Below are 24,306 nucleotides of genomic sequence, written 5' to 3' on the forward strand. Positions count from 1 at the left end.
ATCCCCCTATCCTATATCTATTATTTCATTACGAAAAAGTAACAGCTAATCGTGCGTTGGCAACTTTTTCATAGGGAATTTCAATAGTCTTCTTACGAGTTTTAATCTTCATTTCGATTTTTAAATGTTGACCATCAAATTCTAATAATGTTCCTTCGAAGCTTTTCTCCCCATCGATCGGTTCATAAGTTTTGATAAAGACATTTTTACCCATTGCCTTTTGGAAATCTTTATCTTTTTTCAATGGACGCTCAGCTCCAGGTGAAGAAACTTCAAGAAAATAGTTATGGGGAATCGGATCAAGCTCATCGAGTTTTTCGCTGAGTTTTTCGCTAACGAGTCCGCAATCCTCAATATCAACACCGTTGTCTTTATCGATATATACGCGAAGAAACCAGCTTTTCCCTTCCTTCACATACTCAATTTCCACTAATTCCAAACCAAGTTCTTGAAAAATAGGCGTAGCCAGCTCTTCTACAACTTCCGTTACCTTGCTCATGCTTTACCTCCTTTTCCGAAAATTTCACCCATATTGTATGTAGTTCACGGAAAGTTTTATCAAGTTACTAAGAAAAAAAGATTTATACAAAAACGAAAGAGCGGGTTTCCCCACTCTTGATCACGAGAGTATTTCTTAGTATTTCCAATAAAACTATACCATAACCAACATTTTAATGCAAATAGCGCCCTAAAGCGGAAGCGCCTTGACCAGGGGCGAAAAGCATAAGACAAGCGCTGACAGAAGGCGCTTTTTGCCATCCGAAGCGATTGGCTTATGACTCGAGCCCCTAGGCGCTGGAGCAAGAAGATAATCCAAGTTAGAATAAAGAAAGCTGGTTTTGCTCTGGAAGGGATGATAGGCACCCTTGTTTGTCTAAATATTCAAGGATAGTCTTAGATACCTTTCCGCGTTGCTGTAAATCTTCTTTGGATAAAAATTCTCCTGATTCCCTTGCCTTGACAATATTATAGGCCGCATTCGTTCCTAAGCCTGGAATCGAATTAAACGGCGGTATTAAGGTATTGCCTTCAATGATGAATTCGGATGATGAAGATTTATATAAATCGTAGTTCTGGAAAACAAAGCCCCTTTCAGTCATTTCAAGTGCTAGTTCCAAAACCGTTAATAAGTTTTTTTCTTTGTTAGATGCTTCTAGGCCTTTTGCATTTATTTCTTCTATTTTTGCACGTATAGATTCTGAACCGCGCGACATTGCTTCAATGTCAAAGTCTTCCGCGCGGACAGTAAAATAAGCGGCGTAATAAAGGAGCGGCAGATGTACCTTGAAATATGCAATTCTAACTGCCATAAGTACATATGCAGCAGCATGGGCCTTTGGGAACATGTATTTAATCTTCTTACAAGAGTCGATATACCATTCTGGAACTTCGTTTTTCCGCATCTCTGCTTCCATTTCTTCACTTAAGCCTTTACCCTTACGAACTGATTCCATAATTTTAAAAGCAAAGGATGGGTCCAGTCCCTGATAAATTAGGTAGACCATGATATCATCACGACAGCCAATAACTTCACTAAGATTACATGTTTGATTATGGATTAATTCTTGGGCATTCCCAAGCCATACATCGGTACCATGTGATAGCCCCGATATTTGAACAAGTTCAGAGAACGTTGTTGGTTTCGTATCCTCAAGCATTTGCCGAACGAATCGAGTTCCAAACTCTGGAATACCAAGTGTTCCAGTTTTACACATGATCTGCTTTTCTGTTACGCCTAATGACTCGGTCCCGCTGAAGATTTTCATGACTTCAGGATCATCTGTAGGGATTGTTTTCGGATCCATTCCGCTCAGGTCCTGAAGCATCCTAATCACGGTCGGGTCATCATGTCCGAGGATATCTAGCTTTAGGACATTATCATGGATGGAATGGAAATCGAAATGTGTTGTCTTCCATTCTGAATTTCTATCATCTGCCGGGAATTGAATCGGTGAAAAATCATAAACATCCATGTAATCAGGTATAACAATAATACCACCTGGATGTTGACCCGTTGTTCTTTTAACACCCGTACAGCCTGAAGCAAGGCGTTCTACTTCGGCACCACGCAGTTGTAGATTGTTATCCTGTTGATATGCTTTAACATATCCAAAAGCGGTCTTGTCTGCGACTGTACCAATCGTCCCAGCGCGGAATACATTATCCTCACCAAACAAGACCTTTGTATAATTATGGGCCCGCGGCTGGTATTCACCAGAGAAGTTTAAATCGATATCAGGAACTTTATCCCCTTTAAAGCCAAGAAACGTTTCGAACGGAATATCGTGCCCATCCTTATGGTATTTTCCACCACATTGCGGACAATCCTTATCAGGTAAATCAAAGCCTGAACCGACAGAACCATCATTAAAAAACTCTGAATGCTTACAGGTTGGACACACATAATGAGGTGGTAGTGGATTTACCTCGGTAATTTCTGTCATTGTTGCTACAAGTGATGAACCCACAGATCCCCTTGAGCCTACAAGGTAACCATCATCCAAGGACTTTTTAACAAGCTTATGAGAAATCAAATAAATTACGGCAAATCCATGCCCAATAATACTTTTCAATTCCTTTTCTAACCTGGCTTCCACTATTTCCGGCAAGTTGTCACCGTAAATTCTCCGCGCCATTGCATAACTCATTTCACGCATTTCTTCATCGGCGCCTTCAATTTTCGGTGTATACAAATCGTCTTTAATTGGTTTAATGACTTCAATCATATCCGCAATTTTATTCGTGTTAGTTACAACAATTTCTTTTGCCTTCTCTTTTCCTAAAAATGAAAAAGCATCAAGCATTTCATTAGTTGTCCTAAAGTGAACATCGGGAAGTTCATGGCGATTTAGCGGGTTAGCTCCACCCTGGGAATTAATTAATATTTTTCGATAAATTTTATCATTTTCATTAAGGTAATGGACATTTCCAGTTGCAACAACTGGCAATCCTAATTTATCACCAAGCGTAATGATTTTCGCAATAATATCTTCCATTGCTTTTTCATCGCTAACCAATTCCATTTCAATCAACGGTGCATTTACTTCTTTCGGCATGACTTCAAGATAATCATAAAAACGGGCAGCGCCTTCCACTTCCTCTGGGGATTTTTGCATCATCCCTTCAAATACCTCACCTTTATTACAACCGGAGCCAACTAAAATTCCTTCCCTGTATTTTTGCAAAACAGATCTTGGTAATCTAGGAACTCGATAAAAATATTCAAGGTGTGATATAGATACGAGTTTAAAAAGGTTTTTTAATCCCGCTTGTGTTTGGGCTAAAAGTGTACAGTGATAAGGACGTGCCCGTTGGTAGGCATTTCCTTTCCCCATATTATCATTAAACTGGTCATGGTATTCAATTCCTTTTTCGAGGGAATCCTTTAACATTTTCAAAAGTAGATAACCGGTTGCCTCTGCATCATAAATGGCGCGGTGATGTTGGGTTAATTCAATATCAAACTTCTTAGTTAGTGTATTTAAACGATGGTTTTTCATCTCTGGATAGAGAAATCGTCCAAGTTCAAGTGTATCAATAACAGGATTCTTAGCCTTTTCAAAGCCTATTTTTCTATATCCGACATTGAGGAAACCCATATCAAAGGAAGCATTATGGGCTACAAGAACAGCATCACCAGCCCAATCACTAAAATTCCGAAGAACTTCCTCAATTTCTGGGGCGGTTTGGACCATATCATCGGTAATTCCAGTGAGATTGATCGTTGTTGCCGATAAACGGTGATGAGGATTGGCAAAAGATTCGAAGCGGTCAATGATTTCACCGTCATGTATTTTCACAGCAGCAAGCTCAATAATTGTATTGTACACCGCTGAAAGTCCCGTAGTTTCAACGTCAAATACAACATAGGTATCCTCAGCTAGTTGACGATGTGCGTCATTATAGGCAATTGGCACCCCATCATCCACTAAATTTACTTCAACCCCAAAGAGAATTTTAATATCATTTTTCTTCCCGGCACCATACGCTTCAGGGAATGATTGTGCAACCGCGTGATCGGTTACTGCAATTGCTTTATGTCCCCATTTTTTTGCCTGTGCAATCAGTGCGCTAACAGGTGTGACTGCATCCATTTGACTCATTGGTGTATGAAGATGGAGTTCTACACGTTTCTGATCTTCGGGTGCAGTATCCTTTCGGCCAACAGGCTTAATTTCATTAATATCATTTCCAATCATCACGAGGTCACGAACAAAGGTATCATTCTGTATGCTGCCTCGAACTTTTACCCACATTCCTTTTTTGACAAGCTGGAACAGGGCCGCATCCTCTTTATCGCGTGAAAACATTTTTACCATAATAGAGCTTGTGTAATCAGTTATTTTGAAGGTCAGCAGGGAACGGCCGCTCCTGAGTTCACGTATTTCCGCATCAAAAATAAACCCTTCTACAGCTATTCGTCTTTCTTCATCAACAATATCAATCAGACTTCGGAAGTCATTATTATCCTTAATGGTAAGACCAATAGTAAGCGGTCCAGATGGAAGATCACCAGATGCCTGATCCTTTTCAGCTTCTTTTCTCTGCAATTCAACCATTGCTTGAAGTCCGCGTTCTTGATCTTCCTTTTGCTTTGCAAGAAGAAATTGTTGATATTCTTCATTTTTCTCGTTACTTTTTATTACTGTCTCAATCGATAAATTGGGAAATCCAAATGATTGGTAGATTTTAGCAATCGTCTCGCCATATTTCCGCTTTAGTGCTTGTCCCTCAGTATCATTACGAACTGAAATTGTAAGCTTATTACCGTTCACTTCGGGAAGTTGTTCATGTAATAGTTTTAAAAGCGGCGGAGCAATTCCATCAATTTGCTGAATGCTATAACTCCAATAATCTCGTAATAATTCCGGTGAAATAATTTGATTTGTTACATTTATATGGAAGGAAATCGTTGCAATGTTTGAAAATGTCCGTTCAAGCTGTGACGTAAACATTACATAAACATTATAGGGAAGTATATTTTCAAATAAAAATTGAAAATGCCACTTTCTAGCTTTTTTTTCAACTAATAACCTTTCAATTTGCGCATTGTTGAAATGCACTACAACAGCATCCTCAATCAATTGCAGCTGCTGGAGCAAGAGTTGGAATCGCTCTTTTTTGCCTAGGGCATGTTCGCTCATCGTTCTCTCTCCCATCTATTAAATATCGCTTTTTTTATCTCGTCAAAAAGTAATTATATCATATGACTCAAAATGATTCGGCTTTATTCGACAGAAAAATTTCTCCATTTTAGTCAAATAGTTTTCTTTAAAAATAAGAATAGGGGCCGTATTAACGGCCCCCAAAATAAATTAAAGATTACATACTACAAGAAAAACCTTTGAATGTCATTCCAAGTTACAACTAGCATGAGCAGCATTAAGAGGGCGAATCCTATAAAATGAACCATACCTTCCTTTTGACGGTCTATCGGCTTGCCTCTAACAGCTTCGACAGCAAAAAACATTAATCTTCCACCGTCAAGAGCGGGAATAGGTAATAAGTTCATAATACCTAAGTTAATGCTTAAAATCCCTGCCCATTTCATTAAATAATAAATACCCGATTTAGCTACAGAATCTGTTGCTTGGTAAATACCAACAGGACCAGAAAGTGCATCAATTGAAAATTGGCCAGTGACTAATTTACCAACCATTACAAAAATCTGTTTCGTCCAAAAATAGGTTTCTGTGAAACCTGCCTTAATTGCTTGAATAGGAGACTTTTCAACAGGACTATAAACACCAATAAGCCCAATTTTCTTCCCTTCAACCGTTTTTTCAATTGGGGTTACCGTGATATCTAAATCCTTTTTGTCACGGCGAATAGAAAAGTCGAGCTTTTCATTTGGATTTTTCCGAATGACCTCCACTACATCAGACCAACTCGAAATTTCTGAACCATTAATCGTCTGGATGAGATCACCTTTTTTAAGACCAGCAGCCATCGCTGCCCCATCAGGAGTTATTTCACCTAACTTAGGTTCATTCGTAGGTACCCCCTGTATAAAAGCAATAATAATAAATAAAATGAATGCAAGTACAAAATTCATCATCGGACCAGCAAAAATAGCCATCGTTCTTTGTCCTAATGTTTTTGATCCGAATTGACGGTCAATTGGAGCAATCTGTGACTCGATTCCATTTTCCACGATGACTGCTTTTGGGTCAATGATAAAGGTTTTTAATACTTCATCTTCATCTTCAGGAAATCCTTTAATAACTAAATCCTTTTCGATATCAGCATATTCCACTTCAACGATCCGACAATTAGGAAACTTCTCTTTATTATTTAAGATGATTTTATTTACTTTTTCATCCTTATCAAACAACAAGCCAATACGATAACCAGGCTTTATTTCAATCATTTCCGGGTCTTCGCCAGCCATGCGCACAAATCCACCAATCGGAAGTAACCGAATGGTATAGGTTGTCTCCGCTCTTTTATGGGAAAATACTTTTGGGCCAAAACCAATTGCAAATTCACGGCATAAAATACCAGCCCTTTTTGCGAAAATCAAATGACCTAATTCATGAAAGAATACGAGTGCGCCAAAAATCACTATAAAGGCAATAACTGTAGTCAAAATAAAACCACCTTTTTTTTCAGGATAAGAGAGATTCTTTTACTTGCGCTTCCGTTTTTCTTACAGGAGTGAATGAACATATTCTCTTGTTTCTTTGTCTATCTCTTGGATTGAAGTTAGGCTAGGGAGTTCCGTGATTTGGTGGGCGGTTAGGGCTTTCTCAATCAAATCTTCAATCTGCAAGAACCGAATTTTCCCTTCTAGAAAAGCTGCCACGGCCACTTCATTCGCTGCATTCAATACCGTTGGCATCGATCCACCTTTTTTCCCAGCCTCATAAGCAAAACCAAGACAGCGGAATCTCGCGGCATCCATTTCCTCGAAATGCAATTTCCCAATCCTTGCCAGATCCAAACGTTTTGATGAAGGCAATGGCAAACGATCAGGATAGGTGAGCGCATATTGAATCGGCACTCTCATATCTGGTGTTCCAAGCTGAGCAATGATACTGCTATCGTGAAACTCAATCATTGAATGGATGATGCTTTCTTTATGAAGCAGTACATCAATTTTTTCATATGGTATATTGAAAAGCCAATGAGCTTCAATTACTTCTAAACCTTTGTTCATCATTGATGCCGAATCAATTGTGATTTTTGCCCCCATCGACCAATTTGGATGGTTTAGTGCTTGCTCCACGGTAACATTTTTCAATTCTTGCCTGGAGAGGTCACGAAAGCTCCCGCCGGAAGCAGTTAGAATTAATCTTTCAATGTTTTTCTCCTTTTCCCCCTGCAAGGCTTGAAAAATGGCTGAATGTTCACTATCGACCGGAAGGAGTGGTACATTATTTCTTTTAGCCGCATCCATAACTAAATGACCTGCAGTAACCAGTGTTTCTTTATTGGCAATAGCGATTATCTTCCCACATTCAATCGCTTGTAAAGTCGGGTTTAACCCCACACTTCCAAGAACTGCGTTGACAAGAATATCGGCTTTTTCATAAACTGCTGTCTCGATTAGTCCTTCCTGACCAAAAGTGAATTTAATATTAGGAAATTCTGCTTTTAATGTATTACAGTCATGATAGTCTTGTACAGAAACAAGCTCAGGCTGAAATTCAACAATCATTTTTCGAGCCAAATCGATATTTTTACCCACAGAAAAGGCTGCTAATGTAAATTCAGATGGATGCTCACGGATAATATCTAAGGTTTGGGTTCCTATCGATCCGGTTGCACCCAATAAGCTAATGGTTTTCAATAAAAAGTCAACTCCTAAATGTGAAGCGCACGCGCTCTATAACCAAAGGTGAAAAAAATGTAACAAGGGCCAAACAAATAATAGGCTGTCAAATCGATCAAGAATTCCACCATGACCTGGCAAGATTGTACCAGAATCTTTGACATTAAAATGACGCTTAAAGGCTGATTCAACTAAGTCACCAATTTGTCCAAAAACGGAAAGGACGATTGTAATTCCCATTAAAGTTAAAAGACCGACGTTAATGTTTGAGAGGAGTACAAATATGACAGCCACAACAACTGCACAGGCGATTCCGCCAATCGACCCTTCAACTGTCTTATTCGGGCTAATTTCGGGCCATAGCTTTGTTTTACCAAGAGCTTTTCCAATAAAATAAGCACCTGAATCAGTAGCCCAAATCATAAATAAAGAATACAAAATATAGACAAGTCCCCCATCCTGCCTCGTTTCAAAGAAAAAGTAAAAGCCAATACCTACATAAATGGCTGATAGGATAGAAAAAGAAACGTCTTCAAATGTAAATTGATTTTTGGTAATTACGGTGTAAGTTAATAACAAAAGAATTAATGCAATGCATATTTCTATTTTTGAATAATAGAAGGAATCTATAACGGAATGATATTCTCCGGGGAAGAGCAACACCCATAGAAATAAAAGTGCTAATATTCCATTAACCGAAAAAATAGGAAGTTTTTTCATTTTCAATAACTCATACAATCCGATCGTCGCTAAAAAGTACGTTAATATTACAAGTGGAAATCCACCATAATAGACAATTGGTAAAAATAGTGCAGCTGCAATGACTCCTGTTATGATTCTTTGCTTCATCTAATTTTTCAACACCTTTGTTGTTCTATATGCCACCAAACCGACGCTGTCGTTTCTGGAACGTTTCAATTGCTTCAAGTAAATGTTCTTCATTAAAGTCTGGCCATAAGACTTCTGTAAACCAAAACTCTGAGTAAGCCAACTGCCAAAGCATAAAGTTACTCAAGCGGATTTCACCACTAGTACGGATTAAAAGATCTGGGTCTGTAAAATTAGCAGTCATTAAGTAGGAAGAAAAGACTTTTTCGTCTAACTCCGTCTCGTTCAGTTTACCACTTTTGCTGTCATTTAAGACTTGCTTCACAGCATCAAGAATCTCAGCCCTGCTCCCGTAATTTAATGCAAAGTTTAATACTAATCCATCATTATTTTTTGTTTCTTCTATAGCTTTTTCTATTGCACGCAGTGTATGTACTGGAAGTTGATTTTTATAGCCCATCATTTTCACTTGAACATTTTCTTCAATTAAATCCGGTAAAAATGTGCCTAAAAATTCATCAGGCAGACTCATAATATATTCGACTTCATTTTTTGGCCTTTTCCAATTCTCAGTTGAAAAAGCATACAATGTTAAGGTTTTAATGCCGAGTTCATTTGCTAATTTCGTTGTTTTCCGAACAACCTTCATGCCCTCATGGTGACCAGCAATACGTGGTAATGCCCGTTTCTTAGCCCAACGTCCGTTGCCATCCATAATAATTGCCACATGCTCAGGAACAGGCGATTTTTTTATTTCTTCTATTTTATTTCGGAGTGTGGAAGTGTTATTTCGGTTCTTCCCAAGCCTTAATTTATTAAACATAACATTGCTCCTCCAATTAGTTAATCATTTCCTCCGAAAATTAAATCATATATCAATTCCATTGAAGCATGTGTGTTGTTATGTAATGGACATTTCGGGGTAGCATGTTTTTATCATACCAAAAAAGCATAAAGATATCTCTAATAATTAACTTATGTAAAATAGTAGGAATTAAGAATTATATTCAGACAACTTTCGGGAACAATCAATAATTCTTAAATTAAGTATTAAAATAGTGAAAAACCCCCTAAAACAGAGGGTTCTTATTTATTAACTAGGCTGTGTTAAATTTGTCTGTTGATTTCCGCTCCATGCGCTCCAATCAACAGAATTTGTAAAATCACCATTTAGTTTTAACACAGCCATTAATTAAACTTCCAAAATTTCCTTTTCTTTGTCTTTTGTAATTTGATCAACTTTACTAATATATTCGTCGGTAAGTTTTTGGATATCCTCCGAATGACCGCGAAGACTATCCTCAGTAATTTCACCATTCTTCTCTAGCTTCTTTAATTCGTCATTACCATCTCGACGGATATTACGGATAGCTACCTTCGCTTCTTCTGATTCCTTTTTGACCAATTTTACTAACTCCTTGCGGCGCTCCTCAGTCAATTGTGGAATAGCAAGGCGGATTACCATACCGTCGTTGGTAGGATTTAATCCTAAATCAGATTTAAGAATTGCTTTTTCGATATCCCCAAGGGTGGATTTATCATATGGTTGAATAACAATAAGCCTAGCTTCAGGTGTTGAAATTCCAGCCATTTGGTTGACAGGTGTTGGTGCACCATAATAATCAATTGTAATTCTGTCCAATAACGAAGCGCTTGCTCTCCCCGCACGGATGCTGGCAAGCTCACGCGAATATGACTGAATCGCTTTTGTCATACGATCTTTAATGGTAGAGATGACTTGTTTTGGCATTAATGTTTCCCCCTAACAATTGTTCCTATTTTTTCCCCCATAACGGCTCGTTTAATATTCCCCTGCTCCATAATCGAGAAAACAATCAATGGAATATCATTGTCCATGCATAAGGAGGAGGCAGTAGAGTCCATAACTGCTAATCCTTCTTTAAGAACATCTAAGAAAGACAAATCTTCATATTTAGTAGCATTTGCATCTAATCGAGGGTCTGCAGAATACACTCCATCGACATTATTCTTTGCCATTAAGATTACTTCAGCATCGATTTCCGCTGCTCGAAGTGCAGCGGTTGTATCCGTTGAGAAATATGGATTTCCTGTACCCGCCGCAAAAATGACTACCCGTTTTTTTTCTAAATGCCTAATTGCACGGCGTCGAATATAAGGCTCAGCCACCTGGCGCATTTCAATAGAGGTTTGCACCCGTGATTCAATTCCTAAGTGCTCCAAACTATCTTGCAGTGCTAAAGAATTCATAACCGTTGCAAGCATCCCCATATAATCTGCAGTTGCCCGGTCCATACCCATTTCACTGCCAATTTTTCCGCGCCAAATGTTACCGCCACCGACAACGACAGCAACTTCTACACCAAGCTCTGCTATTTCTTTAACTTGAATGGCAATCGATTTGATCACAGAAGGTTTAATTCCAAAGCTCGATTCACCTGCAAGTGCTTCTCCGCTCAACTTTAATACTACACGTTTGTACTTAGGACCGCTCATATAAACCTCCATTATGTAATTAATTCTTTTTAAAAAAGGGAACACACCGTGTCCCCTATTTAAAAACCTATTTCATTAACATTCCCTTAAAACTGTTTTGTTTTTATGCTAGAGAATAGTTTTTAATTATTTTTTAATTTGATTCATAACTTCTTCAGCAAAGTTATCTTCACGTTTTTCGATACCTTCTCCGACTTCGTAACGGACGAACTCACGGATTGTAGCACCCTTAGATTCAACAAACTGACGTACTTTTTGATCAGGGTTTTTAACGAAAGTTTGATCAAGTACACAAACATCTTCAAAATATTTTCCAAGACGGCCTTCAACCATTTTTTCAACGATTTTTGCAGGCTTGCCTTCGTTAAGTGCTTGTTGTGTTAATACTTGACGCTCATGCTCAACTTCTTCTTGTGAAACTTCATCACGAGATACATACTTTGGTTTTAGTGCAGCAATATGCATTGAAACATCCTTCGCAGCATCCGCATCTGTTGTACCTTCAAGTACTGATAGGACAGAAATGCGGCCACCCATATGAATATATGCTCCAAATGCATCATTGTCTGTTTTTGATGTAACAGAAAAGCGGCGAAGTGTTAATTTTTCACCAATCTTAGCAATAGAAGCATTGATATGATCTGCAATAGTAGCACCATTTTCCATCGTTTGAGCAGATGCTTCTTCAACAGTTGCAGGCTTGTTCTTTAGTAGATGCGCAGCTAGATCTTTTACAAGAGCTTGGAACGCTTCATTCTTCGCAACAAAGTCAGTTTCAGAGTTTACTTCTAGAATAACTGCATCGTTACCTTCAGTTACAACATAAGTTAAACCTTCTGCAGCAATACGGTCACCCTTCTTAGCAGCAGATGCAATCCCTTTTTCGCGTAAGAAATCAATTGCTTTGTCCATATCTCCATCAGTTTCAGTTAGTGCTTTTTTACAATCCAACATACCTGCACCAGTTTTTTCACGTAGTTCTTTAACCATTTGAGCAGTAATTGCCATAATGTAAATTCCTCCTTTATTTTACTATGTATCCATATCTTAGCCAATGACAGCTATTCTAAAACTTTCCAATAAAAACCTTCTTTAAAAAAAGGTGATAAAGGGTCTCCCTCTTATCACCTTTTGATTTAATTAAGCCTGAACTTGTACTTCTTCACCTTGTTTAGCTTCAAGGATAGCATCTGCCATTTTACCTGTTAAAAGCTTAACCGCACGAATCGCATCGTCATTCGCAGGAATAACTACATCGATTTCGTCTGGATCACAGTTTGTATCAACAATACCTACGATAGGAATGTTCAATTTCTTAGCTTCTGCAACCGCGATACGCTCTTTACGAGGGTCAATAATGAAAAGTGCATCTGGAAGTTGTTTCATATCTTTGATGCCGCCTAAGAATTTCTCTAGACGCTCTTGTTGTTTCTTTAATTGAACAACCTCTTTTTTAGGTAATACTTCAAACGTTCCGTCTTCAGACATTCTTTCGATATCTTTTAAGCGGCCAATACGCTTTTGAATTGTTTCAAAGTTTGTTAAGGTACCACCTAACCAACGTTGGTTAACATAGTACATACCAGAACGGCCCGCTTCTTCTTTAACAGAATCTTGAGCTTGTTTTTTTGTACCAACAAAAAGAACTGTTCCGCCGTTACCAGCAAGTTCCTTTACCCAGTTATAAGCTTCTTCAACTTTTTTAACTGTTTTTTGAAGGTCAATGATATAGATACCGTTACGCTCTGTGAAGATATATTTCTTCATTTTAGGGTTCCAACGGCGAGTTTGGTGTCCGAAGTGTACACCAGCTTCAAGCAATTGCTTCATAGAAATGACTGACATGATTTTTCCTCCTAATGGTTTGTTTTCCTCCGCTCACCTCATCTTTAAACAGAAACTGTTATGAACAGCACCATCTGATTAAATCAATGAGCGTGTGTATTAACACCATGAAATAATATAGCATATGTAATAATAACAATCAAGCATTAGTTTAATAAAAAAACAAAATCCCCAGTTAGCTGGGGATTAGTTATGATTAATTTGATCTTAATTTATCGAGTTCCATCAGAAACTTATCATTTAAAACTTTGATATATGTTCCTTTCATCCCTAGTGAGCGTGATTCAATTACCCCTGCACTTTCAAGTTTTCTTAGTGCATTAACGATAACAGAACGAGTAATACCAACACGATCAGCTATTTTCGAAGCAACCAATAAGCCTTCACGGCCATTTAATTCTTCAAAGATATGTTCAATCGCTTCAAGTTCACTATATGATAATGAACTAATAGCCATTTGAACCACTGCTTTGCTTCTAGCTTCTTCTTCAATTTCTTCAGACTTTTCTCGTAAAATTTCCATACCTACAACAGTTGCACCATATTCCGCAAGGATTAGATCATCATCGTGGAACTTTTCTTGTAATCTTGCAAGAATTAACGTGCCAAGGCGTTCCCCGCCGCCAATAATTGGAACAATTGTAGTTAAACCTTCTTTAAATAAATCTCTGTTTTCTATTGGAAAAGCTGTATATTGGCTTTCAATATCAAGATTTGATGAAGTTTCTTGAATATTAAATAAACCATTTGTATATTCCTCAGGGAATTGACGATCCTCAAACATCTTTTTCATTCTTTCATTTTCAATTTGCTGATGAATAGAGAACCCTAAAAGTTTACCACGACGGCTAACAATATACACATTTGCTTCAATCGTTTCACTTAAAGTGACTGACATTTCCTTGAAGTTAACTGGCTTTCCTGCTGCTTTTTGTAATAAAACATTAATTTTTCTCGTTTTTGTAAGTAAATCCATCTGTTTCTTCCTCCTAATAACTACAACCATTATTAAATTATTAATTAATCTTCAAATACTACATTTTTGGGGTATTTAAAAAATGAACATTTCTTCATACATGGGATTATCAGACGTTCATTTTTATAAGATAAACTGACTTAAATCTTTATTTTTCGAAATAGCACCAAGTTTATCGTCTACATACTGTGGTGTAATTGTTATCTTCTCCATCGAAATTTCTGGAGCTTCAAAAGATAAGTCTTCTAAAAGCTTTTCGAGAATCGTATGAAGACGTCTTGCACCAATATTGTCTGTATTTTGATTCACTTCAAATGCAACTTCGGCAATTCTACGAATAGCATCGTCAGAAAATTCAATTTGTATACCTTCTGTTTCCAATAATGCCTGATATTGCTTAATAAGGGCATTATCTGGTTCGATTAAGATTCTGAAGAAATCTTCCACAGTTAGCTTTGTTAGTTCTACACGAATTGGGAAACGCCCTTGAAGTTCTGGAATTAAATCGGAAGGTTTCGCCATGTGAAATGCTCCAGCAGCAATAAATAATACATGGTCGGTTTTTACTGACCCATATTTGGTCACTACTGTTGAACCTTCAACTATAGGCAAAATATCTCTTTGGACCCCTTCTCTGGATACATCTGCAGAAGAGCCTCCCGAATTTTTACTAGCGATTTTATCAATTTCATCGATAAAAATAATACCTGCTTGTTCCGCACGATAAACGGCCTCAGAATTTACTTCATCCATATCAATAAGCTTAGAAGCCTCTTCACTAGTCAGCACCTTGCGAGCTTCACGGACAGTCAATTTTCGCTTTTTGCGTTTTTTCGGCATAAAGCTGCTTAGGGCATCCTGCATATTCATTCCCATTTGTTCAATCCCTGAGCCTTGCAGCATATCAAACATGGATGGAGCTTGCTCATCTACTTCAACCGTAACGATTTCTTCCTCTAGTTGACCAAGTGCTAATTTTTCTTTGACAATTTTTCGTTTTTCAGTAATCGAATAATCCTCTTGATGTGTTTCTGGTTCAGTTGATGTATTCCCGCCTCCAAATAACATTTCAAGCGGGTTTTTATAGTTACTAGTTTTTTTGGCTGATGGCACAAGTAAATCAACTAGCCTGCTGTTGGCATTCTCTTCTGCACGTTCCTTCACACTTTGCATCCGTTCCTCTTTTACTAAACGAACAGAGGTTTCAGCAAGATCTCTAACCATGGATTCTACATCTCGCCCAACATAGCCTACTTCAGTAAACTTAGTTGCTTCAACCTTAATAAAAGGGGCACCCACAATTTTGGCAATCCTTCTGGCAATTTCCGTTTTCCCAACTCCAGTCGGACCTATCATCAATATATTTTTGGGGATAATTTCATCCCTAAGTTTTTCATTTAACAATCCTCTTCTGTAGCGATTTCTTAAGGCAACAGCAACCGCTTTCTTAGCATCCTTTTGTCCAATAATATATTGATCAAGTTTTTCAACAATTTGACGAGGGGTTAAATTAGTTGTTTTTCCCATGATAATTAGTCTCCTTCCCGTTATAGCTCTTCAACAATAATGTTATGGTTCGTATAGACACATATTTCAGCTGCTATTTCTAAAGAAGCTTTTGCTATTTCCTTTGCAGATAAATGGTCTCCTGAGTATTTCTTTAAAGCACGTCCAGCAGATAATGCATAATTTCCACCTGATCCAATCGCAAGAATTCCATCGTCAGGTTCAATTACTTCTCCTGTTCCTGAAACAAGCAGCAAATATTCACGATTCATAACAATTAGCATCGCTTCAAGCTTCCTGAGCACTTTGTCACTTCGCCACTCTTTGGCAAGCTCAACAGCAGCTCTTTGAAGGTTACCGTTAAATTCTTCTAATTTCCCCTCGAACAGTTCGAAAAGAGTAAAAGCATCTGCAACAGAACCTGCAAAACCTGCTAATACCTTTCCATTAAATATCTTTCTTACTTTTCTCGCTGTGTGCTTCATCACTACCGCATTACCAAATGTCACTTGTCCATCACCTGACATTGAATATTCACCATTATGATGGATTGCAAAAATCGTTGTCGCATGAAATTGGTTCATTAAGATGAGCCTCCCTTTGGAGTGATTTCTATTCACATTACCTCGCAGATAAGTATGTAACAGGTGAACTACCATTTACATGAAAGTTACGAAAACTGACTATGTTAACTGGAATATTTGACCTCATTACTTTATGAGTTATTTCCACCATGAAGATAAGAAATTTTACTGATGTCATGTTGATTAGGTTCAAGTGTATATTTTGAGTAATTAAATTCTATTTGTAAATACTCAATAATTAACTTTAAAAAAACATTCACATTTGTCATAATATTCACCTCGCAAGGGCTACTAAATCGTAACATACTTCGTATCCCCTTGCAATAAACTTTACAAAACTTTCACAAAGTTCTGAATTGTTTCTAACGCTCTATTTGCGTGTTCTAAATTCCTTTCCTGCTTTCCTTTAATTCTTACCGCCAGCTCTGGAAATAAACCAAAGTTAGCATTCATTGGCTGAAAATTTTTAGCGTTCGTCGTAGTAATATATCGGGCCATGCTTCCAATCGCGGTCTCCTCTGGAAATTCAAGCGGCTCCATTCCTTGTATTAAACGCGCTGCATTTATACCAGCAACTAAACCGCTAGCAGCAGATTCTACGTATCCTTCAACTCCAGTCATTTGACCAGCAAAAAATAAATCTTCACGATTACGGAATTGGTAAGTTGCTTTTAGTACCTTAGGAGAATTGATAAATGTATTCCGATGCATCACACCATATCGAATGATTTCTGCATTTTCTAACCCCGGTATTAATTGTATAACTTCCTTTTGCGCACCCCACTTTAAATGTGTCTGAAAACCGACAATATTAAAAAGTGTGCCAGCGGCATCATCTTGACGGAGTTGTACTACGGCAAATGGACGTTTTCCTGTTTTGGGATCCTCTAAACCAACTGGTTTTAACGGACCGAAAAGCATTGTTTTCTTTCCTCGTGACGCCATCACTTCAATTGGCATGCACCCTTCGAAAAAGACTTCCTTTTCAAATTCCTTTACTGGAACAGTTTCAGCGGATATAAGCGCTTCATAGAAACGGTTAAATTCTTCTTCAGTCATTGGACAATTAAGATAGGCAGCTTCCCCTTTATCATAGCGGGATTTTAAATAAACTTTCTCTAGGTCTATGCTTTCCTTTTCAAGTATCGGTGCTGCAGCATCATAAAAATAAAGGTAATCCTCACCGGTTAGCCCTTTGAGCTGCTCTGAAAGGTCTGGACTTGTCAGCGGCCCCGTTGCAATGATTGTTGTTCCCTCTGGAATTTCAGTTACTTCTTCATTAATAACCGTAACATTTTCATGGTTTTTAACCAAATTTGTTACTTTGGCGGCAAATTCATGGCGATCAACAGCTAACGCACCGCCTGCTGGAACTGAACAAGCATCCGCTGCAGCGATAATAACGGAATCAAGCTTTCGCATTTCTTCCTTTAACACCCCTACTGCATTTGTTAGTGTGTTGGCACGTAATGAATTACTACAAACTAATTCTGCAAATTTATCTGTATGGTGTGCAGGTGTTTGCTTCACTGGTCGCATCTCATATAAGCGAACTTTTACTCCACGCTTCGCAATCTGCCATGCGGCTTCACTTCCAGCTAATCCCGCACCGATTACGTTAATTGTGACATCTTTCATTTAGAATCCTCCTAATAGATACCATGGTTTTATGTAAATAAAAGGTAGTGCACGTACCTATCAATACTTTTCCCACTTTTAAGTCCATCTTGCATTGTACTATACGAATGAAAAAGAAAAAAGTTTTATGCAAAAAACGAAAAGAGTGGACTATGCCCACTCTCACTTTAACTTTGCGGTTCTTCCTTGTAATCACAATTAACGCATTGAACTTGAACACCTTTTTTTAATTTCTTTTCAACAAGCAGCCCTTCACATTTTGGGCATTCCCTCGGTAATGGTTTATCCCAAGAGATAAACTCACATTCAGGGTATTGTGTGCAACCGTAAAAGAGTCGCTTTTTCTTACTTTTACGCTCAATGATCTGTCCTTCTTTACAATTAGGGCAGGTAACACCGATTTCTTTAACAATCGGTTTTGTATTTCGGCAATCTGGAAAATTGCTGCAAGCCATAAATTTTCCGTAGCGACCCATTTTAAAAACCATAGGGTTTCCGCAATTCTCACAGTCTTCACCAGCTGGTTCATCTTTGATTTCAACAGACTGCATTTCTTCTTCTGCTTTTTTTAAATGAATTTCAAAATCTTGATAAAACTCATCGATAATATTGACCCAAGGTACTTTTCCATCTTCGATATTATCTAAGCCCTGTTCCATTTTCGCTGTAAATTCGACATCTAGAATATCTGGAAAAAACTCTAAAATCAACTCATCGATAATTTCACCGAGCTCGGTTGGAACAAATCTTTTATTATCGAGTGCCACATAGCCCCGCTTTTGAATCGTGTCAAGGGTTGGTGCGTAAGTAGACGGGCGACCAATACCAAGCTCCTCAAGTGTCTTAACAAGTCTTGCCTCCGTGTACCTTGGCGGTGGCTGAGTGAAATGCTGCTTTGGCTCGATATCCTTTTTAAACACTTCATCCCCTTCTTTAAGGTCAGGAAGCATTCTGTCTTTTTCATCCACTTGGTCATCTGATCCCTCAACATAAAGCTTGATGAAACCAGGAAACTTAATTTTTGAACCATTTGCTCGGAAAAGGACATTACCATTTTGTAAATCTACGCTCATTGTATCCATGACGGCCTGAGCCATTTGACTAGCTAAAAAACGATCCCAGATTAATTTATATAATCGGAGTTGGTCTCTTGATAAAAATGTTTTTAAACTATTGGGATCCCTTAAAGTACTGGTTGGTCGAATCCCTTCATGTGCATCTTGGGCATTCGATTGCTTTTTCTCTTTTCTTTGTTCATCTTTTAAATAATCTTCACCATATTCTGAGCGGATGTAATTAGCCGCCTCTGTTTGAGCGACTTCAGAAATCCGTGTTGAATCCGTTCTCATATATGTAATGAGACCAACCGTACCCTCTTTGCCAAGCTCAATCCCTTCATAAAGCTGCTGTGCAAGCATCATCGTTTTCTTTGCTCGGAAGTTAAGTTTTCTGGCTGCTTCTTGTTGCAATGATGATGTAATGAAGGGCGGTGCCGGGTTCCTCTTTCTTTCTTTTTTGGTAACAGATACAACTTTGAATTTATTATCATCCATTTGTTTTAAAATGGTTTGGACATCTTGTTCAGATTTCAGTTCGAATTTTCCTTTGTCAGCTAAAGAAAAATATTGGGCACTAAAATGGTCTTTCCCCTTTAAAAATTCTCCATCAATCGTCCAATATTCTTCAGGGACAAAGGCTTTGATTTCCTTTTCCCTAACAATAATTAAATGGACGGCAACAGATTGAACCCGGCCTGCACTTAAACCTTTCTTTACCTTCTTCCAGAGCAACGGGCTGATATTATACCCAACAAGACGGTCAAGAATCCTACGAGCCTGCTGAGCATCCACCAAATCCATATTAATTGGCCGAGGATGTTTAAACGACTCTTTTATCGCATCTTTTGTGATTTCATTAAAAACCACCCGGCAATCTGAATTAATATCGACAGATAAACTATGGGCTAAATGCCATGCAATTGCTTCCCCTTCGCGATCCGGGTCAGCTGCCAGATAGATTTTTTTTGCTTTTTTTGCCGCTGTTTTTAAGTCTTTTAAAACAGGACCTTTTCCGCGGATTGTAATATATTTTGGTTCATAGCTATTTTCTACATTGACCCCCATTTGGCTCCGTGGCAAATCGCGAATATGTCCCATTGATGCTTTTACTTTATATTTATTCCCTAAATATCGTTCGATCGTTTTCGCTTTTGCTGGCGATTCAACGATTACAAGAAAATCTGCCATTTAAAAATCCTCCTTAAGAGGGAAAGTGTAGAAGCGCCCCGAATCTGGCAAATGCTGTTTCTAAGGTGCTAATCATTTGAGAAGCTTTCCTAAATTCCAGTTTTACCTAATTAGACCGGAGAAAATACTTTACAAAACTGCCCTATCCCAAGTTTTTCTTTATATATTAATATGAATATTATTTATTCCATTTCCAAATATTCTTTTTTTCGAACATCTGTTGGAAAATGTATAACAAATTAGAAAATAATGCAACCTTTTTTAGCTAAATTCTCCGTTTATTCATAAAAACCTTCAAAATTAACGATTTTTAAGCAAAATTTCTTTAGATAAGAGTCTTATCTAATTTCCTCTAAAATATCCTCTGCACCGGTTACAAGTTTAGCCCCTTGTTGAATTAATTCATTTGCCCCGATAGAATATGGATTAAAAATGCTTCCAGGCAAGGAAAATACATCTCTTCCTTCATTTACTGCAAAATTCGCCGTGATGAGTGATCCGCTTTTTCGTTTTGCTTCTATAATAAATGTCCCTTTTGACAAACCGCTAATAATTCGATTTCTAGATGGAAAATGCCATCTAAGCGGCTTAGTATCTGGAGGGTATTCCGAAAGAACTAGCTGGTTTTTCATCATTTCTAGGGCTAAGCTCGTATTTTCCTTTGGATAGATATGATAGAAACCACCAGCAATCACAGCTATTGTTTTTCCTCCATTTTTTATTGCATATTCATGTGCGAGGGCATCAATTCCCCGTGCTAAGCCGCTAACAATTAGAACACCTTTGTCAATTAAACCTGGAAAAATCAACCGAATTGCATTTTTCCCATATTGAGTCGCTTGCCGTGAACCAACAACCGCAAGTTTGGGGTCTGTTTCAAGTAGCGAGAGATCACCCTTGGTAAACAATGCCCATGGCGGCTGATATATTTCTTTTAATAATGGTGGATATTCCTTATCTAAAATAGTAATGACTGTAATCTCATTTGTTTTGTATTGACGAATTTGATCACGAATAATGTCAGGATGAAGAGGTACGCTAGAAGACTTTTCTGAAGGGTTATTGGTGGTAGTGGGTGGAAACAAGCATTTTTGCTGAGGGGATTGCTTTTGTAACTGATATAAGTTCTGCAGTGTCGGGTCTTTTTTTAGCATTTGTAAAACGGTGTTCCAGGAGATATTGGGGTAATGCAGCAAGGAAATAAGTTTTTCTTTGAATTCATCCATTTAAATATTTGCCTCCCTATAGATATAAAATTAGAATAAATAGCCCCTCGTTTTTGAGGGACTATCTGAAATTATCTAGTTGCACAATTATTAGTGGGTTTTACACTTTTCGTACAAACCTTGTTCTTTTAATACTTCAATTAATGTGTCACCCATCACAGATGGAGTGTCAGCTACTTTAATACCGCATTCGTTCATAACGCGGATTTTTTCATCTGCAGTACCTTTACCACCTGAAATAATCGCACCTGCGTGTCCCATACGTTTTCCTGGAGGCGCTGTACGTCCACCGATGAAGCCAACAACAGGCTTGGTCATGTTTGCTTTAACCCACTCAGCTGCTTCTTCTTCGGCAGTACCGCCGATTTCACCAATCATAATAACAGCATATGTTTCAGGATCTTCATTAAATGCTTTTAATACATCGATGAAGTTTGTTCCGTTAACAGGGTCGCCGCCGATACCAACAGCAGTTGTTTGGCCTAATCCGGCTTGTGTTAATTGGTGAACCGCTTCGTATGTTAATGTTCCAGAGCGTGATACAACACCTACATGGCCTTTTGTATGGATATAACCAGGCATGATGCCGATTTTACACTCATCAGCTGTAATAACACCAGGACAGTTTGGACCGACTAAGCGAGTCTTTTTACCTTCCATATAACGCTTAACTTTAACCATATCCAATACCGGAATATGTTCAGTGATACAGATAGCAAGATCCAATTCTGCATCAACCGCTTCGATAATCGCATCTGCAGCAAATGGTGCCGGTACGTAAATAACGGATGCAGTTGCACCAGTTGCTTCAACAGCATCTTTAACCGTGTTAAAAACAGGCACACCTTCTACTTCCAACCCGCCTTTTCCTGGAGAGGTACCGCCAACAATCTGTGTACCATATTCAAGCATTTGCTTTGTATGAAACAGGGCTGTTGATCCTGTAATCCCTTGAACAATAACCTTTGTATCTTTATTAATAAAAACGCTCACGTTAATTCCCCTTTCTTCGATCCTATTTCACTAATGAAACGATTTTTTGTGCGCCGTCAGCCATGGATTCAGCAGCAATAATGTCTACACTTGACTCTGATAGGATCTTCTTACCTAAGTCAACATTTGTTCCCTCTAAGCGAACAACAAGTGGAACACTAAGTCCAACCTGCTTAGCTGCTTCTACTACACCCTCAGCAATAACATCACACTTCATGATTCCACCAAAGATATTGACGAAAATACCTTTTACGTTTGGATCAGAAAGGATAATTTTGAATGCCTCTGTAACCTTTTCAGCTGTCGCGCCGCCCCCAACATCAAGGAAGTTTGCGGGATCGCCGCCGTAATGTTTAATAATATCCATTGTTGACATGGCAAGTCCTGCGCCATTAACCATACAGCCAATGTTTCCATCTAAAGCAACATAGCTTAAATCATATTTAGATGCTTCAATTTCCTTTGCATCCTCTTCTTCAAGGTCACGGTACTCTAGTACATCTTTCTGACGATATAGGGCATTTGAGTCAAAGTTCAATTTTGCATCAAGGGCCATTACCTTACCGTCACCTGTAACAACGAGCGGGTTGATTTCCGCAATCGAGCAATCTTTCTCGATATAGGCATTATACAAAGCCGTCATAAATTTTACAGCTTGATTAATTAATTCTTTTGGAATATTAATATTGAACGCAATTCGGCGAGCTTGGAATGGTTGTAATCCGACGACTGGATCAATTTCTTCCTTAAAAATTTTCTCTGGAGTCTTTTCAGCAACCTCTTCGATTTCCGTTCCGCCTTCTTCAGATGCCATTAGGACAACACGTGAAGTAGCGCGGTCTAATACTAAACCAACATAATATTCTTTTTTGATGTCACAGCCTTCTTCAATAAGCAGGCGCTTGACTTCTTTTCCTTCAGGACCTGTTTGGTGTGTTACAAGTGTTTTGCCGAGGATTTCGCTTGCATATGTACGAACCTCATCAAGGTTTTTCGCAACTTTAACACCACCAGCTTTCCCCCGTCCGCCAGCATGGATTTGTGCTTTTACCACACAAACCTGTGTGCCTAGTTCTTTCGCTGCTTCCACTGCTTCTTCTACAGTGAATGCTACTTTTCCATTCGGAACTGCTACCCCGTATTTTCTGAGGATCTCTTTCCCTTGATACTCATGGATATTCATTTCCCATCCTCCTATTCAAACTCTTCTAAAAACTGACTCCGTTTTCATTTTATATAATGACAGTTACCTTGTCTACCATTATGCTAAAAAATTATATACATCTTAAAAATATTCAGAATAGTCAATCGTTTGTTTTGAATAAATCAAGGGAGTCTACACCTTATTTGGTATAATTTGTTTTCTACAATAATAAAAAAAAAACAGGCACTGCCTGATTTTTATTATTGTGTTTTATAATTAAACAAAATCCTTTACTGGTGCGAAACTTTTTCTGTGATAAGAAGTTATTCCGTGTTTTTGGATGGCTTCGATATGTTCCTTTGTTCCGTAGCCCATGTTCTGTTGAAATCCATAGACTGGATAGGTCTGTGAAATTTCCTTCATCAAATCATCTCTTGCTACTTTTGCTATAATCGAAGCCGCGGCGATAGAGATACTTTTTGAATCACCCTTAATAATAGATTCAGAGGTAAAGGGGGTTTCCAGCTTCATTGCGTCAATTAGCAATAAATCCGGCTTTGGATCTAAGGATGAGATGGCAGCTTTCATTGCTTTTTTTGTAGCTTCATAAATATTAATTTCATCTATTTCCTTGGCATGGATCATTGCAATACTGAAGGAAATCGCTTCTTTTCTAATAATCGAATCGAATTCCAAGCGTTTTTTTTCAGAGAGCTTCTTAGAGTCGTCTATCCCTGCTAAGTAAAAGTCTTTTGGCAAAATGACAGCAGCTGCAACCACCGGACCTGCAAGCGGCCCTCTACCCACTTCATCGATACCGGCAATCTTTTCATATCCTCTTTTGCGCCATTTATGCTCATAGACATTCATTTCAACAAACTTTTCTTTTAGTCGATGATTCTCCGCAAATTTCTTACTCCATCTATGTATCAGCTGTTGGACACCCTTCCGCTCATCTTGAAGGATACCCAACAAGAACGGATCAGTTTCTACTGATATATTTTCCAATTGTCGTTCAATTTCTGCGATTGTTAATTGTTTCATCTTATCACCCATTGTAATTGTTATCTT

Annotated in this window: 19 protein-coding genes; all 19 read right to left on the minus strand. The window is 38.2% G+C overall.

What is annotated here, in order from left to right; translation table 11 throughout:
- Positions 1–28: 28 nt before the first annotated feature.
- The 19 genes from rimP to J7E67_RS06170 all read right to left on the minus strand — a co-directional run bounded on the left by rimP (position 29) and on the right by J7E67_RS06170 (position 24,279).
- A complete protein-coding gene (gene rimP / locus J7E67_RS06080; protein ID WP_214714549.1) occupies positions 29–499 on the minus strand; it encodes a ribosome maturation factor RimP in 471 nt (156 codons plus the stop codon).
- Positions 500–818: 319 nt separating this feature from the next.
- Positions 819–5,144: a PolC-type DNA polymerase III gene (locus J7E67_RS06085; RefSeq protein WP_214731222.1), complete on the minus strand. Its 4,326-nt coding sequence runs from the start codon at positions 5,142–5,144 to the stop codon at positions 819–821.
- A 185-nt stretch (positions 5,145–5,329) separates the two neighbouring features.
- Positions 5,330–6,589 (minus strand): RIP metalloprotease RseP, encoded by a 1,260-nt coding sequence (gene rseP, locus J7E67_RS06090; protein WP_214714553.1) that lies wholly within the window; start codon positions 6,587–6,589, stop codon positions 5,330–5,332.
- A 60-nt stretch (positions 6,590–6,649) separates the two neighbouring features.
- Entirely contained in the window at positions 6,650–7,792 is a 1,143-nt protein-coding gene (gene dxr, locus J7E67_RS06095; protein ID WP_214731224.1) for a 1-deoxy-D-xylulose-5-phosphate reductoisomerase, read from the minus strand.
- A gap of 36 nt (positions 7,793–7,828) precedes the next feature.
- Positions 7,829–8,623, minus strand: a complete 795-nt coding sequence (locus J7E67_RS06100; RefSeq protein WP_214731226.1) for a phosphatidate cytidylyltransferase — start codon at positions 8,621–8,623, stop codon at positions 7,829–7,831.
- A gap of 25 nt (positions 8,624–8,648) precedes the next feature.
- Entirely contained in the window at positions 8,649–9,425 is a 777-nt protein-coding gene (locus J7E67_RS06105) for an undecaprenyl pyrophosphate synthase (protein ID WP_214714559.1), read from the minus strand.
- Between the two features lie 369 nt (positions 9,426–9,794).
- Positions 9,795–10,352 (minus strand): ribosome recycling factor, encoded by a 558-nt coding sequence (gene frr / locus J7E67_RS06110; protein WP_098933008.1) that lies wholly within the window; start codon positions 10,350–10,352, stop codon positions 9,795–9,797.
- The gene (gene pyrH / locus J7E67_RS06115; RefSeq protein ID WP_168242772.1) at positions 10,352–11,077 is read right to left on the minus strand and encodes a UMP kinase; all 726 of its coding nucleotides are present in this window, start codon (positions 11,075–11,077) and stop codon (positions 10,352–10,354) included. Before pyrH ends, frr begins: the two co-directional genes overlap by 1 nt.
- A 126-nt stretch (positions 11,078–11,203) precedes the next feature.
- Positions 11,204–12,085 carry a translation elongation factor Ts gene (gene tsf / locus J7E67_RS06120; RefSeq protein WP_214714562.1) on the minus strand — a complete coding sequence of 294 codons (882 nt, stop codon included), beginning with the start codon at positions 12,083–12,085 and terminating at the stop codon, positions 11,204–11,206.
- 132 nt (positions 12,086–12,217) lie between these two features.
- The gene (gene rpsB / locus J7E67_RS06125) at positions 12,218–12,922 is read right to left on the minus strand and encodes a 30S ribosomal protein S2 (protein ID WP_088086379.1); all 705 of its coding nucleotides are present in this window, start codon (positions 12,920–12,922) and stop codon (positions 12,218–12,220) included.
- A gap of 196 nt (positions 12,923–13,118) precedes the next feature.
- Positions 13,119–13,898, minus strand: a complete 780-nt coding sequence (gene codY, locus J7E67_RS06130) for a GTP-sensing pleiotropic transcriptional regulator CodY (protein ID WP_168242771.1) — start codon at positions 13,896–13,898, stop codon at positions 13,119–13,121.
- A gap of 123 nt (positions 13,899–14,021) precedes the next feature.
- Entirely contained in the window at positions 14,022–15,425 is a 1,404-nt protein-coding gene (gene hslU, locus J7E67_RS06135) for an ATP-dependent protease ATPase subunit HslU (RefSeq protein WP_214714564.1), read from the minus strand.
- Between the two features lie 20 nt (positions 15,426–15,445).
- Positions 15,446–15,988 (minus strand): ATP-dependent protease subunit HslV, encoded by a 543-nt coding sequence (hslV, locus tag J7E67_RS06140; protein ID WP_088086376.1) that lies wholly within the window; start codon positions 15,986–15,988, stop codon positions 15,446–15,448.
- A gap of 330 nt (positions 15,989–16,318) precedes the next feature.
- The gene (trmFO, locus tag J7E67_RS06145) at positions 16,319–17,626 is read right to left on the minus strand and encodes an FADH(2)-oxidizing methylenetetrahydrofolate--tRNA-(uracil(54)-C(5))-methyltransferase TrmFO (protein WP_214731228.1); all 1,308 of its coding nucleotides are present in this window, start codon (positions 17,624–17,626) and stop codon (positions 16,319–16,321) included.
- A gap of 167 nt (positions 17,627–17,793) precedes the next feature.
- Positions 17,794–19,872, minus strand: coding sequence for a type I DNA topoisomerase (gene topA, locus J7E67_RS06150; protein WP_214714568.1), 2,079 nt, complete (start codon positions 19,870–19,872; stop codon positions 17,794–17,796).
- Between the two features lie 338 nt (positions 19,873–20,210).
- Positions 20,211–21,098, minus strand: a complete 888-nt coding sequence (gene dprA / locus J7E67_RS06155; protein WP_214714570.1) for a DNA-processing protein DprA — start codon at positions 21,096–21,098, stop codon at positions 20,211–20,213.
- 90 nt (positions 21,099–21,188) lie between these two features.
- Positions 21,189–22,091: a succinate--CoA ligase subunit alpha gene (sucD, locus tag J7E67_RS06160; protein WP_088086372.1), complete on the minus strand. Its 903-nt coding sequence runs from the start codon at positions 22,089–22,091 to the stop codon at positions 21,189–21,191.
- Between the two features lie 22 nt (positions 22,092–22,113).
- On the minus strand, positions 22,114–23,274 hold the full coding sequence (gene sucC, locus J7E67_RS06165; RefSeq protein WP_214714572.1) for an ADP-forming succinate--CoA ligase subunit beta: 1,161 nt from the start codon (positions 23,272–23,274) through the stop codon (positions 22,114–22,116).
- A 237-nt stretch (positions 23,275–23,511) separates the two neighbouring features.
- A complete protein-coding gene (locus tag J7E67_RS06170; protein WP_214714574.1) occupies positions 23,512–24,279 on the minus strand; it encodes a ribonuclease HII in 768 nt (255 codons plus the stop codon).
- Between the last annotated feature and the right edge of the window lie 27 nt (positions 24,280–24,306).

Source organism: Bacillus sp. ISL-46 (assembly GCF_018613205.1).

Bases quoted from the DNA above. Each gene is read 5' to 3' on its own strand.
- rimP (WP_214714549.1), bottom strand. From the start codon at position 499: ATGAGCAAGGTAACGGAAGTTGTAGAAGAGCTGGCTACGCCTATTTTT.
- J7E67_RS06085 (WP_214731222.1), bottom strand. From the start codon at position 5,144: ATGAGCGAACATGCCCTAGGCAAAAAAGAGCGATTCCAACTCTTGCTC.
- J7E67_RS06100 (WP_214731226.1), bottom strand. From the start codon at position 8,623: ATGAAGCAAAGAATCATAACAGGAGTCATTGCAGCTGCACTATTTTTA.
- J7E67_RS06105 (WP_214714559.1), bottom strand. From the start codon at position 9,425: ATGTTTAATAAATTAAGGCTTGGGAAGAACCGAAATAACACTTCCACA.
- frr (WP_098933008.1), bottom strand. From the start codon at position 10,352: ATGCCAAAACAAGTCATCTCTACCATTAAAGATCGTATGACAAAAGCG.
- pyrH (WP_168242772.1), bottom strand. From the start codon at position 11,077: ATGAGCGGTCCTAAGTACAAACGTGTAGTATTAAAGTTGAGCGGAGAA.
- tsf (WP_214714562.1), bottom strand. From the start codon at position 12,085: ATGGCAATTACTGCTCAAATGGTTAAAGAACTACGTGAAAAAACTGGT.
- rpsB (WP_088086379.1), bottom strand. From the start codon at position 12,922: ATGTCAGTCATTTCTATGAAGCAATTGCTTGAAGCTGGTGTACACTTC.
- codY (WP_168242771.1), bottom strand. From the start codon at position 13,898: ATGGATTTACTTACAAAAACGAGAAAAATTAATGTTTTATTACAAAAA.
- hslU (WP_214714564.1), bottom strand. From the start codon at position 15,425: ATGGGAAAAACAACTAATTTAACCCCTCGTCAAATTGTTGAAAAACTT.
- hslV (WP_088086376.1), bottom strand. From the start codon at position 15,988: ATGAACCAATTTCATGCGACAACGATTTTTGCAATCCATCATAATGGT.
- trmFO (WP_214731228.1), bottom strand. From the start codon at position 17,626: ATGAAAGATGTCACAATTAACGTAATCGGTGCGGGATTAGCTGGAAGT.
- topA (WP_214714568.1), bottom strand. From the start codon at position 19,872: ATGGCAGATTTTCTTGTAATCGTTGAATCGCCAGCAAAAGCGAAAACG.
- dprA (WP_214714570.1), bottom strand. From the start codon at position 21,098: ATGGATGAATTCAAAGAAAAACTTATTTCCTTGCTGCATTACCCCAAT.
- sucC (WP_214714572.1), bottom strand. From the start codon at position 23,274: ATGAATATCCATGAGTATCAAGGGAAAGAGATCCTCAGAAAATACGGG.
- J7E67_RS06170 (WP_214714574.1), bottom strand. From the start codon at position 24,279: ATGAAACAATTAACAATCGCAGAAATTGAACGACAATTGGAAAATATA.